Annotated in this window: 12 protein-coding genes and 1 tRNA gene; 6 read left to right on the top strand and 7 right to left on the bottom strand. The window is 59.6% G+C overall.

Translation table 11 applies throughout. The features are described 5' to 3' along the window. Positions 1 to 108 precede the first annotated feature (108 nt). From mrcB to hemA, 7 genes are all read right to left on the bottom strand, one after another. On the bottom strand, positions 109 to 2442 hold the full coding sequence (gene mrcB, locus EV700_RS07910) for a penicillin-binding protein 1B (RefSeq protein WP_130412478.1): 2334 nt from the start codon (positions 2440 to 2442) through the stop codon (positions 109 to 111). 118 nt (positions 2443 to 2560) lie between these two features. Beyond that, entirely contained in the window at positions 2561 to 3913 is a 1353-nt protein-coding gene (locus EV700_RS07905; protein ID WP_130412476.1) for an HD domain-containing phosphohydrolase, read from the bottom strand. Between the two features lie 231 nt (positions 3914 to 4144). After that, on the bottom strand, positions 4145 to 5458 hold the full coding sequence (locus EV700_RS07900; protein WP_130412474.1) for an ABC1 kinase family protein: 1314 nt from the start codon (positions 5456 to 5458) through the stop codon (positions 4145 to 4147). Then, the gene (locus EV700_RS07895; RefSeq protein ID WP_130412472.1) at positions 5455 to 6216 is read right to left on the bottom strand and encodes a HesA/MoeB/ThiF family protein; all 762 of its coding nucleotides are present in this window, start codon (positions 6214 to 6216) and stop codon (positions 5455 to 5457) included. The genes EV700_RS07900 and EV700_RS07895 overlap by 4 nt, the downstream gene beginning before the upstream one ends. Positions 6217 to 6235: 19 nt before the next feature. Then, positions 6236 to 7048, bottom strand: coding sequence for a peptide chain release factor N(5)-glutamine methyltransferase (gene prmC / locus EV700_RS07890; RefSeq protein WP_130412470.1), 813 nt, complete (start codon positions 7046 to 7048; stop codon positions 6236 to 6238). Further along, positions 7048 to 8139 (bottom strand): peptide chain release factor 1, encoded by a 1092-nt coding sequence (gene prfA, locus EV700_RS07885; protein ID WP_130412468.1) that lies wholly within the window; start codon positions 8137 to 8139, stop codon positions 7048 to 7050. Before prfA ends, prmC begins: the two co-directional genes overlap by 1 nt. Then, positions 8136 to 9407, bottom strand: coding sequence for a glutamyl-tRNA reductase (hemA, locus tag EV700_RS07880; RefSeq protein ID WP_130412466.1), 1272 nt, complete (start codon positions 9405 to 9407; stop codon positions 8136 to 8138). The genes prfA and hemA overlap by 4 nt, the downstream gene beginning before the upstream one ends. 172 nt (positions 9408 to 9579) lie before the next feature. Here hemA and EV700_RS07875 point away from each other — a divergent pair, with 172 nt between their 5' ends. The 6 genes from EV700_RS07875 (at position 9580) to EV700_RS07850 (ending at position 14480) form a co-directional block, all read left to right on the top strand. After that, positions 9580 to 11259, top strand: a complete 1680-nt coding sequence (locus EV700_RS07875) for a tetratricopeptide repeat protein (RefSeq protein WP_165391379.1) — start codon at positions 9580 to 9582, stop codon at positions 11257 to 11259. Further along, positions 11256 to 11885, top strand: coding sequence for a lipoprotein insertase outer membrane protein LolB (gene lolB / locus EV700_RS07870; RefSeq protein WP_130412462.1), 630 nt, complete (start codon positions 11256 to 11258; stop codon positions 11883 to 11885). The genes EV700_RS07875 and lolB overlap by 4 nt, the downstream gene beginning before the upstream one ends. A 7-nt stretch (positions 11886 to 11892) precedes the next feature. Further along, positions 11893 to 12738: a 4-(cytidine 5'-diphospho)-2-C-methyl-D-erythritol kinase gene (gene ispE / locus EV700_RS07865; protein WP_130412460.1), complete on the top strand. Its 846-nt coding sequence runs from the start codon at positions 11893 to 11895 to the stop codon at positions 12736 to 12738. Positions 12739 to 12761: 23 nt separating this feature from the next. After that, positions 12762 to 12836 (top strand) — tRNA-Gln (locus tag EV700_RS07860). 22 nt (positions 12837 to 12858) lie between these two features. Next, a complete protein-coding gene (locus EV700_RS07855) occupies positions 12859 to 13809 on the top strand; it encodes a ribose-phosphate pyrophosphokinase (protein WP_130412600.1) in 951 nt (316 codons plus the stop codon). A gap of 89 nt (positions 13810 to 13898) precedes the next feature. After that, complete coding sequence (locus EV700_RS07850) at positions 13899 to 14480, top strand: 50S ribosomal protein L25/general stress protein Ctc (RefSeq protein WP_130412458.1); 582 nt, start codon at positions 13899 to 13901, stop codon at positions 14478 to 14480. Position 14481 lies beyond the last annotated feature (1 nt).

Here is a 14481-nt window from a genome sequence, read left to right as displayed (position 1 = left end):
TTGTGTTCCCGGCTGGATGTGACCGCTTGGGCGCATGTTGCGGTGCTGATTGGCAACCGGCCAGGATCATCAGGGGTAACAGCAGCGAAAAACGTACCGGTTGCACACTCATCGGAAGATATCCAGAAATTTGTTGACGGTGCCATTGATCACCCGGCTGACCGGATCTGCATCCCCGCCCTTACCGGCGGCGCAAAACGTCTTTTCCACCGGAATAGCGGTTGTCAGCATCGGGACATACAACGCGCCGGGACAACCCTCGGCGCTGAGCTTGCCGGTGCTGCGGTCAGCCCAGACCCACGAAACGGTATCGGGTTGCGCGGGCTCCAGCGAAACCGGATGCAGGCGGGTCATGATATCCACCCATACCGGCAGCGCGCCGGACGCACCGGAAAGGCCGGTGGAACGATTGTCATCATTCCCGACCCAGACAACCGCCAGATAATTACCGGTATAGCCTGCAAACCAGGCATCACGCAAATCATTGGTGGTGCCGGTCTTCCCGGCCATGACCAGGTTGCCGGGCAAGCGGGCATAGGCAGCCGAGGCCGTGCCGCTGCGCATGACCTGCTGCATGGCGTAATTGACCTGATACAGTGCGGCCGGATCATAGACCTGCTTGACGTCGAGCCCGTAACGGGTCAAACGCTTACCGTGCGTGTTCACGACTTCACGGATGGCCCGGGGAGTGGTCTGAAAACCGTTGGCCGCAAAGGGTTGATACAGACGCAGAACTTCCATTGGCGACATATCGACCGTACCCAGCAACAGGGAAGGATAATTCGGCAGATCCTCGGTTACGCCGAGATCCTTCAACGTCTTGATGACGGTCGGGATTCCCATGGTCATGCCCAGCCGAATGGTGGCCTGATTGTAGGAATGCGCCAAGGCGTCATAAAGCGGAATGATGCCGTGATCCTGATGGTCATAATTTTCCGGTCGCCAGACCGAACCGCTCTGCCCGGCCACCTCTACGGCGCTATCGTCGAGGGGACTGAGCAGATTGTACTGGCCGCTGGCCAACGCCGTGAGATAGACCGCCGGCTTCAGCAAGGAGCCAACCTGACGGTTGGCGTCAAGGGCGCGGTTGAAACCGGTAAAGCTGCCGTAACCGCCGATCACTGCCAATAACTCGCCGTTTTCCGGGTTGGCGACCACCACGCTGCCCTGTAAATCCTGCATCTTGCTGCTGCGGGCGCGCAATTGCCCCAACGTCTGGTTGAAGGCCTTGCCGGCGGCGTTTTGCACACGCGGATCGAGGGTCGTGAAAATCCGCAAACCTTCGGAGCTGAGGTCTTCCTCCTTGTATTCCGTCTTCAACTGGCGACGCACGACATCCATGAAAGCCGGATACAGGCTCAAGCCGGCCGTGGGCTGGATCAGGATGCCCAGGGACTTGGCATGGGCCTTGTCGTACTGGGCGCGGGTAATGCGCCCCTGTACCAGCATGTTGTCCAGCACGGTGTTGCGACGGGCCAGGGCGCGGTCGGGGTTACGCCACGGATTGTAAAATGACGGGCCTTTGACGAGGCCGACCAGCAGGGCAACCTGGCTCAGGGACAATTCGCTGATCGGCTGGCCGAAATAGAACTGCGAGGCCAAACCAAAGCCGTTAATGGAGCGATTTCCGTTCTGACCGAGATTCACCTCGTTCAGATAGCACTCCAGGATTTCGTTCTTGCTGTAATGGGTTTCCAGCAACATCGCCATCAGGGCTTCGTTCAGCTTGCGCTTCAGGGAACGTTCATCCGTCAGGTAGAAATTCTTTACCAGTTGCTGGGTCAGCGTACTCCCCCCCTGACGCAACTCACCATTCATGATGTTAACGGCAATGGCGCGCAGGATACCGCGCACGGAGATACCGAAATGATGATAGAAATCACGGTCTTCGGTAGCGATAAGGGCGTCGATCAGGAATTTCGGGCTGTCCTTGAGTTGCATCAGGACGCGGTCTTCATTCTGGCTGGGGTAAATACCCCCGATGACCAGAGGCTCAAGGCGAACCAGCCCGCGACCGTTCTGTTCCGTACTGGCAAGTTCCGACAGTGCGCGGCCGCTGAATTTGAGTTTGAGAACCTGGGATTTTTCCGTTTCATCACTGAACACAAAACCCCGGGTGTGAACATACAGCGCACCGTCACGTTCGGTGTAGACACCGGGACTTTCCCACGAGGTCCCCGGGTTGTAATGCAGCAACTCCAGTTCCGCCAAAACGTCATCACGACTCACGGGCGCGCCGGTATAGAGTTCGAGGGGACGGCTGTAGACCTTGGCCGGAATCGCCCAACGCTTGCCCTCGAACTTTGAACGTACCTGCCCGTCCAGGCTGAGCGCGTAAATAGCCAAGCCGACAATGGCGACCAGCACCAGCGTCAGTATCAGCAGCAGCGCTGTCAGGATAAAACCACGCTGGCCCGGAGGGGATGATTCGGCAGGAATCATAACTTGTTACAAAGAGCTAAAGTCGCTGCATTGTAACGCGTGGCATTCCCGCAAACGAGAGGCTTTTCGGTATGGCAACCAAGATTCAACAATCAGGCTGCGCCAAGCCTTGCCCCACTCATGTGGGCAGGCTGTACCCTTTTTCGCGGATCATGCGCAGGATGGCGTCTACAACGACCGGATCGAACCAGGTGCCGCGATGTTCTTCAATCTCGCGGATTGCCGTATCCATACCCAGCGCAGGCCGGTAAGGACGGTGGGAAGCCATGGATTCAAGCACATCCGCCACAGCCAGTATCCGTGCCTCTGGCCGGATCTGATCGCCTTTCAGGCCGCGCGGGTAACCGCTGCCATCCATGCGTTCGTGGTGCTCATAAATGATCTCGGCGATCGGGAGCGGAAAATCGACATCCTTGAGGATTTCGTAACCGCGCTCCACGTGCGACTGCACCAGCTTGTATTCAATCGGCGTCAATCGCGACGGCTTCGTGAGGATATCGCCGGGAATGGCAATCTTGCCGATGTCATGGACGGTAGCGATCAATTCGAGGTTGCGGCACTTCTCCTCGGGCCAGCCAAGTTCGCGGGCAATATCGCCGGCAATAATTCCGACCCTGCGTTCGTGGCCCGAGGTGTAGGGATCGCGCATTTCCACCATGTTCGCGACCGCCAGCAAAGTCTGCTGCATCGAGTTTTCCAGCTGGCGGACATAATCGGCGATTTTCTGTTCCGACCGCCGCAACTCCGTGATGTCGCGTCCAAAAGCGGAAATGCCGAATACCTTGCCGTCCCGTTTCAATAGGGAGAGGTTCAACTGCAGGACAATGCCATTGATCGGCGAGGTATATTCGGTCGAAAGCACCCCGTCCTCCAACACCTTGAGAAACAGGCCGCGCCAGACCAGCACCTCCCGTTGCTGCAGGAACAAATCTTCCGCCCCCATGCCATGCCATACGCGAACGCCATGGTGGGCCCAGAAATATTCGCTGAAAGCGCGATTGAACCAGACCAGCGTCAAGGTCTCGGCATCCACCGACCAGATAAGATCCGCAGTACTGTTGATGATGGCGCCCAGCAAGACCTGAGACTCAATCAGCTCCTGCTCAGTCCGCTTCCGTTCGGTCAAATCCCGGACAATCATGATCGTCCGGGGTGAATCCTGATCATCCGAGAACTGCTCGGAGCTGACCTCGACCGGGAAACGTCCGCCATCAGCACGAATGCCTTCGAACTCACCCCGGGCGCGCCCTGAATGGCGACGCTGCTCCAGAAACCCGGCGAAGGCGGGGCCGCTGCTGTCAATCAGGGCGGAACGTCCCAGCAGCAGCATCTCCGATTCGCTGTAACCAAAGAGCGAGCAGGCAGCAGGATTAGCGGCAAAAATGGTTCCATCCGGAGAAGTCAGAAACACAGCCTCCATACTGTGTTCAAAAACGGATTGGTAGAACCCGTTGGGATGGGCAGATGTCATGCCGAAAGTTACCTGGGTGAGTGTTCAGAGGATGTCTGCAGCCGTCAGGCATCAGGTCGACACAGCGCCGCCCAATAACCTATTTTTTGAAGGGGTATAAGGATACCGTTCAAGTCTTGGCGACTCAACCAATCGAGGGGTTTTCGAAGGGATTAATTGCAGAAATACGGCGACCGATCCGCAACCGGGGCAGCAGCTTTGGCCAACCCCGGTTGCTGGCGCTCTCCATTTTTAATGGAGGCGCTTCAGCTTGTTTTCCATGTCCGGCTTGCCGAACATCTGCAAGCGGTCATCGGCGAACAGCTCCATGTCCGGCGCCAGGATCTTGATGTAACGGTCGAAGTAGAGAATCTGCTTGAACAGCAGCGCAAAGGCGCGCGGGAAGCGGATGCCGTGACGTTCACCCACCGCCACAACATCCATCATCAACTTGTTGATTTCACTGTCGTTAATGGCGCCGTTCAGCACATGCGCCGGGTCCACCACGGTCATGGTCTGGTACATGCCCTGCAAGTCCTTCGCCAACAGCGCGGTGTCCACTTTCTTGCCGGTCATGCCGATGCGGACCATGCTGTCGGCCATCTTCTCGAAATTGCCCTCGCCGATAGACTCCATGAAGCCCATCGTGGCCGCCCAGGTATCGGGCGCGATGCGACCAACAATCCCGAAATCGATGAAGCCGATACGACCGTCGGTCAGCACCATCAGGTTGCCCGCGTGCAGGTCAGCGTGGAAGGATTCGCAGTACATCAGGCTGGCGAACCAGGTATTCATGGCCGACACCAGCGTATTGGCGGGATCACGGGTGTACTTGCGGATGGTTTCCAGATCGGTGAGCGGCACGCCGTAGAAGCGCTCCATCGTCAGCACACGCAGGCCGGAAGCATGCGGATAGACCTTCGGAGCGACCGCCAACTGGTTGCCGGTAGCCTGCAGGAACTCGGTGAACTGGGCGATGTTGGCGGCTTCCTTGTAGAAATCCACCTCTTCCATCATGCAGGCCTGGATTTCGGTGACAATCGCCGACAACGAGGCGAACTTCAGCTTGGGGAAAGATTTCTCGAACAGCGCCGTCGCCCAGTAAATGAAATTGAGATCAGTCAGCAGGATGTTCTCGACACCCGGACGCTGGATCTTGATCACGACATGCTCGCCGGTGACCAGTTTGGCGGCATGGACCTGCGCAATGGAGGCGGAGGCCAGCGGACTTTCATCGATTTCAGCAAAAATCGCGCTGAGCGGCTGTTTGAGTTCTTCCTGAAGAACCTCGCGCACCACATGGAACGGCAAGGGAGAAGTCCGGTCGAGGCAATGCTGGAACTCGTTGACGAACTCGGGCGGGAACAGCGACGGCGAACTGGCGATGAACTGACCAAGCTTCACGTAGGTCGCGCCCAGACGCTCGAAGGTCTGGCGCATCAGGCGCGGTGTCGGCGGGCGCTTGCCGCGCATCCAGTCAATACCGGTCTCGGCCAGCACCACGCCGGTTTCTCCCAGCCGCATCAAGCCTTTCAGGGCGTTGCCCCAGGTGGCGTAACGATTCATGACTTGCTTACCTCCGGATTTCCGCAGACGGAGCAGGCGGGATCCCTGCGAAACGCCAGCGTTCGCCACATCGACGACTCGCCTTCCCAAACCACCAACTTGCCGAACAACGGTACACCGACTCCGCTCAAACATTTCAACGCCTCGTGCGCTTGCAAGGTTCCCATGACGCCGACGACCGTGGCCAGCACTCCCGATTCACTGCAGGTGGCCGATCCGGCATCACCCTCGGGATAGAGGCAGCGGTAGCAGGGACGGTCGCCCTGACCGTGGAAAACCGACAGTTGTCCGCTCATCCCGATCGCCGCGGCGGACACTAACGGCTTGCCTGCCATAACGCAAGCCCGGTTGACGGCGTCGCGCGTGGAAAAATTGTCGGTGCAGTCCAGCACCAGATCCACGTCCGCCAACAGCGCCGGCAGGCTGTCGGCATCCAGCGCCCGCACCAGCGGCTTGAGGGTGACGTGCGGGTTGACCTTCGCCAGTTGCCGAGCCGCCGCTTCCGCTTTCGGACAACCAATATCCTCTTCGCGGAACAGCACCTGCCGTTGCAGGTTGCTCTCCTCCACCGTGTCAAAGTCCGCCAGCCACAGTTCACCCACCCCGGCGCTGGCCAGATACAGCGATACCGGGCAGCCCAAACCGCCCATACCGACGATCAGCACCCGGGCGGCGCGGATTTTCTCCTGCGCGGCGATGTCCCACTGCGGCATCAGGATCTGGCGGTTGTAGCGCATCAGTTCGGCATCGGTCAGCATGGCGGGATTCCGGGAAAAATCAGAGTTGGCCGCGCGTGTAGCGCGGATTGCCGCCGTAATCATAGCCGGTCGTGACGTCACGGAAACCTGACCGACGGAACAGTTCACGCACTGCTTCCCCCTGCCGCCAGCCATGCTCGATGACCAGCCATCCATCAGGATGCAAGTACTGCGCCGCATGCGCCGTCAACCAATCGATATCGGCCAGTCCCTGTAACGGAGCAACCAGCGCACTGCGCGGCTCATGGGCCAGGGCGGTCATGTGCGGGTCATCATCCGCTATATAGGGCGGATTGCTGACAATGCAATGAAAACGGCCGTCCAGCGGTTCGAACCAGCTCCCTAGACGGAAATCGATATTGCACCGCGGCAGTGCAGCCGCATTGCCGCGCGCCACCGCCAAGGCCGCCGCACTGGCATCCGTAGCCACCACCGACCATTCCGGATGCTCTTGCGCCAGGCTGAGCGCGATAGCGCCGCTGCCGGTGCCGAGATCAGCTACCCGCCACACCTGCCCTTTACCCGACTCCAGCACGGCTTCGACCACGCATTCGGTATCCGGACGGGGAATCAGCACATCAGGGGTGACCGTCAGGTTGAGGGTCCAGAAAGCCTGCTCGCCCAGGATGTAGGCCAATGGCTCTCCTTGGCGGTATCGATCCGCCAAGGCGTTGAATGCCGCCTGCTGGTCGGCGGACAACGCCGTTTCCGGGAAGGCGGTGAGTATGGTCGGGGTTTTGCCGGTGACGCGCGACAGCAAGCGGTAGAGCGCCTCGCGGTCCAGCGGCTCGCGCCACAGAGGGGCGGCTTTCAGATCGCCGACGGTGACCATCAGGCCAGGGAGTCTTCGCTGCCCAGGGCCGCCAGCTGGTCGGCCTGGTACTCGCGGGCCAGTGAGGACAGGATTTCGTCCAGATCGCCCTCCATGACCGCATCCAGCTTGTACAGCGTCAGGTTGATGCGATGGTCGGTCAAACGGCCCTGGGGAAAATTGTAGGTGCGGATGCGCTCGGAACGGTCACCCGAACCGACCAGGTCGCGGCGCATGTCAGCGGTGGCGGTCTGTTGCGCGCTGCGCTGCATGTCCTCGATCTTGGCGGCCAGCAGCGCCATGGCCTTGGCGCGGTTCTTGTGCTGCGAACGCTCTTCCTGGCAGGCCACGACAATGCCGGTGGGAATATGGGTCAGGCGGATGGCGGAGTCGGTCTTGTTGACGTGCTGGCCGCCCGCGCCGCTGGAACGGTAAGTATCAACGCGCAAGTCGGCGGGATTGATTTCCACCGTGCCGATATCCTCGCGCTCGGGCATGATGGCAACCGTGCAGGCCGAAGTATGCACCCGGCCCTGGGCTTCGGTGGCGGGCACGCGCTGCACGCGATGCACGCCGGACTCGAACTTCATCCGGCCATAAACGCCGTCGCCAATGACGCGACTGATGATTTCCTTGTAACCGCCGTGCTCGCCATCGTTGCTGGACAGGATTTCCACCTGCCAGCCCTGCCGTTCGGCATAGCGGCTGTACATGCGGAACAGGTCGCCGGCAAAAATGGCGGCCTCGTCGCCGCCGGTGCCGGCGCGCACTTCCAGATAAACCGGCAAGGTGTCGTTGGGATCCTTGGGAATCATCAACACGCCCAGCTGCTCATCCAGCGAGATCAGGCGCTGCTTGGCGTCGGCGATCTCGTCCTCGGCAATATCCTTGAACTCAGGGTCGTTGCGTAGTGATTCCGCCGTTTCCAGGTCTTCCTCGCTCTGGCGATAGGCTTTCCAGACGCCGACCACCTCCTCCAGCTCGGCATGTTCGCGCGACAGCTTGCGGAATCGATCGTTATCGCTGATCACGGAGCCGTCCGCGAGCAGCGCGGTGACTTCCTCCAGACGCTCGGTCAGTTGTTCCAGACGTGCGCGCAAGGACGGCTTCATTCATTCTCCCCGGAGTTTTGGTCTTTGATACCCAACAGCTTCGTCGCCCAGGCCAGCTTGTCGGTATCGCGCTCGGCGGCAGCCTCCTTCAGGCTGATCGTCGGGGCATGCATCAACTTGTTGGCCAGATTGCGGGTCACCCGTTCCAGCACCTCCTCGGCGCTCATGCCCTTGGCCAGCATCTGCGCGGCCTTGGCGACCTCTTCCTGGCGCAATGCTTCCACCTGGGTACGATAGGCGGTTACCAGTCCGGTGGCGGCCTGAACGCGCTGATCCGCCTCGTAGCGGGCAGTGCAGGCGATAATCAGGTTCTCGGCCTCGGTGGCGGCATCCTGACGGGCGCGCCGGTTTTCCGCGATGACCTCTTCCAGATCATCAACGGTATACAAGTACACGTCATTGAGACGATCCACTTCCGGCTCGATGTCGCGCGGTACGGCAATATCGACCATGAACATCGGCTGGCGGCGGCGCTTGCGCAAGGCGCTTTCAACCATGCCCTTGCCGATGATGGGCAGGGCGCTACCGGTACAACTGATGACAATATCGGCTTGCGGCAGCACTTCATGCAGATCGGCCAGCAGCACGGCGCGGGCATTGCCCAGTTCCGCCGCCAGATTCTCGGCGCGCGCCAGCGTGCGGTTGGCGATGATGATCTTCGCCACCCCCTGCTCTTTCAGATGCTTGCCAACCAGCTCGATCATTTCCCCGGCGCCGACCAGCAGCGCGGTCGTTTTACCCAGGTCAGCAAAAATCTGTCGCGCCAGCTGCACGGCGGCGAAACCGACGGAAACCGGATTCGCGCCAATGGCCGTCTCGGTACGGACACGCTTGACGGCCGCAAACACTTGCTGGAAAACGCGGTCGAGTCCCTGCCCCACCGTGCCCGCCTGTTGGGCGTGCTGATAGGCAGTTTTGACCTGACCGAATATCTGCGGTTCGCCCAGGATCATCGAGTCCAGCCCGGAAGCCACGCGCATCAGGTGCCTGACGGCGGCGGCGTCCTTGAACTCATACAGACTGCCGCCCAGCTCATGCGGGGCCAGCTTGCGCACGTCCTGCAACCAGCGCACCAGCTGTTCAGGATTGTCGATGAACCCGTAGAATTCGGTGCGATTACAGGTGGACAAAATGGCGAGTTCGGGCATGCCGGTAGCGGCACAGGCTTCCTGCAGGGACTGGGGCAGGGTTTCAGGCAGGAAGGCAACTTTTTCCCGCGTATCCACCGAAGCCGTTTTGTGATTGATGCCGAGCGCAACCAGGCCCATAAGATGAGGATATCCCCGAACTGAGAGCGGGTATTTTGCGGGATAGAGGCCTTCTTTTCAAATCGGCTTGTGTGCAACGCAAAGTTACTCGACTTGACCGACGCTCCCTGAGACACTTGCTCGCCATGACTTGGCCTGTTTGGCCGCGATTTCCATGGATTACTGCCCGATCATGCCCCGTATTCCCGCATATGTTGTCCTGGCGCTGGGACTGGCCACTCCCGCGATCGCCCTGTCGGTTCCGACGGCGTCTGTCGCCGGTTCCGGCTTCAGTCACGACGGCCTTTTCCGTCTGTTAAGCGCCGAGTTTGCCGTCGCCCGCAACCGGCCGACCGAGGCCATGGCTCCCTATCGCGAGGAAGCGCTGGCGACCAATGATCCCGCCGTGCTGGAACGCGCGCTGCAAATCGCCAACTACCTGCAGGACAGCCAGGCAGGCCTCGAACTGGCGGAGCGGTTCAGCCGCAATAACCCCGACAATACCACCGCCTGGTACCAGAAGGCCTACCATGCCTTGCGCCTGCAACAGGCGGACGCCGTGATGGATGCGCTGGAAAAGCTGATCGCCCTGAATCCCGAAGCGGAACTGGAGGCTCTCTTTCTAAGCGCCTATCCTTCTACTCCGGAAGGAAGGAACAAATTGCTGGAGTCCATCAACCGGCTTGAACAGCGCTTTCCCCGCAACAGCCAGCTGTATTTTGCGCACGCGCTGCTGGCCGGGGAAAATGGCCAGTACTCAATGGCGATTGACTATATCCGGCGCGCCCAGGCCATCAATCCGGACAATATCCCCGCGCTGCTGCTTCACGCCCGCATCCTCGGCATGGATAACCGGAACGATGAAGCCCTCGACATCCTGTCCAGCGCCGTCATGAAGTATCCCAACAGCCGGCAAGTGACGCTGCATTATGCTCGCGCGCTGATCAAGGCAGGGCATTCCTTCCAGGCAGAGTCGCGGTTGAAACAGCTGCTGGACAAATTTCCCGCCGACGGCGAAATCCTGCTGATGCACGGTTTACTGGCTTTCAACAACCGTCATGACGAGGAGTCCCGACACAGCCTGGAGCAACTAGTGCTGACTGGCGAGCACACGGACGAAGCGCATTTTTACCTGGGGCTTATCGCCCGTCGTGGCGGTAACACCGACTCCGCCGAATCCCACCTCGAAGCCGTGGGCGAAGGCCCGCATTTCCTGCCCGCCTTGGGGGAACTCTCGGATATGCTGGCCAGCTCTGGCCGACTGGATGAAGCCCGGCGCAATCTCGCGGCGGCTCGACAGAACCTGCCGGAACAAGCCACAACCCTTTACGCCATGGAGGCGGAACTGCTGAACAAGCAAAACCGGTACGCGGACTCCATCGCGCTGCTCAATGATGGACTGGAAAAACATCCGCATGACAATTTGCTGCTGTTTTCACGCGCATTAACCGCCGACAAGCTGAAAAATCTCCCCCAGTTCGAGAAAGATATGCAAGAATTGCTATCCCGCGATCCGGATAATTTCAGTTACCTCAATGCCCTGGGCTACACTCTGGCGGACCAGACCCAACGTTTTGGCGAAGCCGAAGTTTATCTTCGCAAGGCATTTCGACTGAAGCCGGAAGACCCGGCCATCATCGACAGCATGGGATGGTTGTATTACCGGGTGGGAAACGTGAACGAGGCACTGGAATATGTCCAGAAAGCCTTTAATCTTTTCCCCGACGAGGAAATCGGCACCCATCTGGCTGAAATTCTCTGGGTAACCGGGAAACATGCTGAAGCCGGCAAGGTCTGGCAGCAGTTGCTGAAAGCAAATCCCGATAGTGAACTGGTATTGAAACACAAGGCCAAATTCGAGCGAAAACCGTGAGACTCCCTACTCTGCTGTTGCCCGTGATGCTGGCAGGATGCGCATCACAACCCGCCATCCCGCCGTTGCTGTCCGCTGCTGTTCCGCCGTTACCCGATGGCGGCATCGCCACCCCGCTCGACATGGTCGTCAAGAATGACCATCTGTTGATCTGGACCGCAAGCGGCAAGATGTCCATCCGCGTCTTGCAGCCAGACGGCCACGAGAGCGCCGCCACGGCCTATTACGTCTGGCAGCAGCACGGTAACCTCTACCGGATTACCCTCAACGGACCGCTGGGGCAAGGCCGCACCGTACTGGAAGGCAGCCCGGAAAAAGTGACGCTGGACAGCGCCCGCACCGGCCATGTGGAGGCTGCCTCACCCGAAGCCCTGATGCAGGAAGCCTTGGGCTGGACCGCTCCGGTCTCGCTGTTGCCGAAATGGTTCCAGGGCAGAACGGCCACCCCGGGCGCGGAATCCATTACCGATGAAAATGGTCTCCTCAAGAGCGTGCTGGAACAGGATTGGCAGGCCGATTACAAGAGCTGGACCACCGTCAACGACCGCACCCTGCCGGAGAAGTTCGTCATTACCGGCCCCAACACCCGCCTGACCGTTCTTGTCAGCCAGTGGCAAACGCCCTGAACAACCGATGGATACGTTGACCCTGCCCGCACCGGCGAAACTGAACCTGTTTCTGCATATCACCGGCCGACGGGCAGACGGCTACCATACGCTGCAAACCCTTTTTGCGTTGCTGGACCATGGCGACACCCTGCACTTCCAGCGCACCTCCGGCCCCGACATTGGTATTTCGCCAGTCTTGCCGGGCGTACCGAACGAACAAAACCTCATTTACAAAGCTGCGGTCGCCTTGCAGCAAGCCACCTCATGCCGACTGGGCGCGGATATCCGGATTGAAAAACGCCTGCCCATGGGCGGCGGCATTGGCGGAGGCTCTTCGGATGCCGCCACCACGCTACTGGCCTTGAATGTGCTTTGGAATCTGAACCTTTCACTGGATCAACTGGCCGAACTCGGCCTGACGCTAGGGGCGGATGTGCCGGTCTTCGTGCGGGGGTGCAGCGCCTACGCCGAAGGTGTCGGCGAGATCATTTTCCCGGCAAAAATCGCTGAAAACTGGTATCTGGTGCTAAAACCTGACTGTGAAATAAGCACTCGTGAGATTTTTTCGGATCCAGCGTTGACAAGGGATACGCCCCCGATTAAATTAGCGGCCTCGCAAACGCAGTACTGCAAAAACGATTGCGAAGGCATCGTTAGAAAGCAGTACGGCGAAGTTGACAAAGCCCTTGAATGGCTTGAGAATTTTGGGAAAGGCAGATTGACCGGAACCGGTTCCTGTGTTTTTCTGGAATGCGAAAGTCGCGATCTGGCGGAAAAAATCTTGAAGCAGTCGCCCTTCCAAGGGTTTATTGCCAAAGCAGTCAACGAATCCCCGGCTCACCGGGAATTGCGGGAAGCACTCAAAAATTAGCGATTTACGATCGCACACGCTATAGGGGCGTCGCCAAGCGGTAAGGCAGCGGGTTTTGATCCCGCCATGCGTTGGTTCGAATCCAGCCGCCCCTGCCATCTCTACAATGTGTTCATTGCCATGCCTAATCTGGTCGTCTTTACGGGTAACGCCAACCCGCAGCTAGCCAAGAAAGTCGTTAGTCATCTGCATATTCCGCTCGGTTCCGCCGAGGTTTCGCGTTTTTCCGACGGCGAAATCGCCGTGGAAATCAACGAGAACGTGCGCGGCAAGGATGTGTTCATCATCCAGTCCACCTGCGCGCCGACCAACGATAACCTGATGGAACTGATTGTGATGGCTGACGCACTGCGTCGCGCCAGCGCCGGTCGCATCACCGCGGTGATCCCCTACTTCGGCTATGCCCGTCAGGACCGCCGCCCGCGCTCGGCCCGTGTACCCATCACCGCCAAGGTGGTTGCGGACATGATCACCAGCGTCGGCATTGACCGCGTTCTGACCGTCGACCTGCACGCCGACCAGATCCAGGGCTTCTTTGACATCCCGGTGGACAACATCTACGGTTCGCCCGTGCTGTTGACCGCCCTGCAAAAGCAGCACTATGACAACCTCGTGGTGGTCTCTCCCGACATCGGCGGTGTGGTTCGCGCCCGCGCCATCGCCAAGCAACTGGGCGACGTGGACCTGGCCATCATCGACAAGCGCCGTCCGAAGGCCAATGAATCCCAGGTCATGCACATCATCGGCGAAGTCGCCGGTCGTGACTGCGTGATTGTCGACGACATGGTCGACACCGCCGGCACGCTCTGCAAGGCCGCCGCCGCGCTCAAGGAGCATGGTGCCCGCCGCGTCGTCGCCTACTGTACCCATCCGGTACTGTCCGGCGCCGCCATCCAGAACATTACCGGCTCGGCGCTGGATGAACTGGTGGTGACCGATACCATTCCCCTGTCGGAAGAGGCCCAGAACTGCGGCCGCATCCGCCAGATGTCGATGTCGTCGCTGCTGGCGGAAACGCTGCGCCGCATCAACAACGAAGAATCCATCAGCGCCATGTTCGAGCTGTTCTGAACACGCTGATACCCCGGGGCGGCCTTTTAGCCGCCCTTTTTAGCAACAGCCGTATTTGGTCGCGAAATACGGCGTAACCGGAGACAATCATGTCCGTTAACTTCACTCTGAATGCCACCAACCGGACCGACGAAGGGAAAGGTGCGAGCCGCCGCCTTCGCCGTCTGGAAAAGAAGATCCCCGCCGTTATTTACGGCGGCGGCAAAGACGCCCAGTCGATCAGCATCGAACTGCGCGAGCTGGTGAAAGCCATCGAAAACGAAGCCTTCTACTCGCACGTGCTGACCCTGATCATCGACGGCCAGCCCCAGCAAGCCGTGATCAAGGCCATGCAACGTCACCCGGCCAAGAACACCCCGCTGCACGCTGACTTCCTGCGCGTTGACGCGGCCCAGAAGCTGACCATGAAGGTGCCCCTGCACTACACCAACCAGGAAGCCTGTGTTGGCGTGAAGACCGAAGGCGGCTCCATTTCCATCATCGCCACCGAAGTCGAAATCGCCTGCTTGCCGAACAACCTGCCGGAATACCTGACAGTTGACCTGCTGGGCGTACACATCGGCACCACCCTGCACCTGTCGGACATCAAGCTGCCGGAAGGCGTGGAAATCCCCTCGCTGGCCCAGGGCCACGACTACGACCAGCCGATTGCCAACGTGCACAAGGCCTAAG

Origin of the sequence: Fluviicoccus keumensis, assembly GCF_004217445.1 — a bacterium.
GTDB classification, from domain to species: domain Bacteria; phylum Pseudomonadota; class Gammaproteobacteria; order Pseudomonadales; family Moraxellaceae; genus Fluviicoccus; species Fluviicoccus keumensis.
This window is presented reverse-complemented; position numbering and strand designations above follow the sequence as displayed.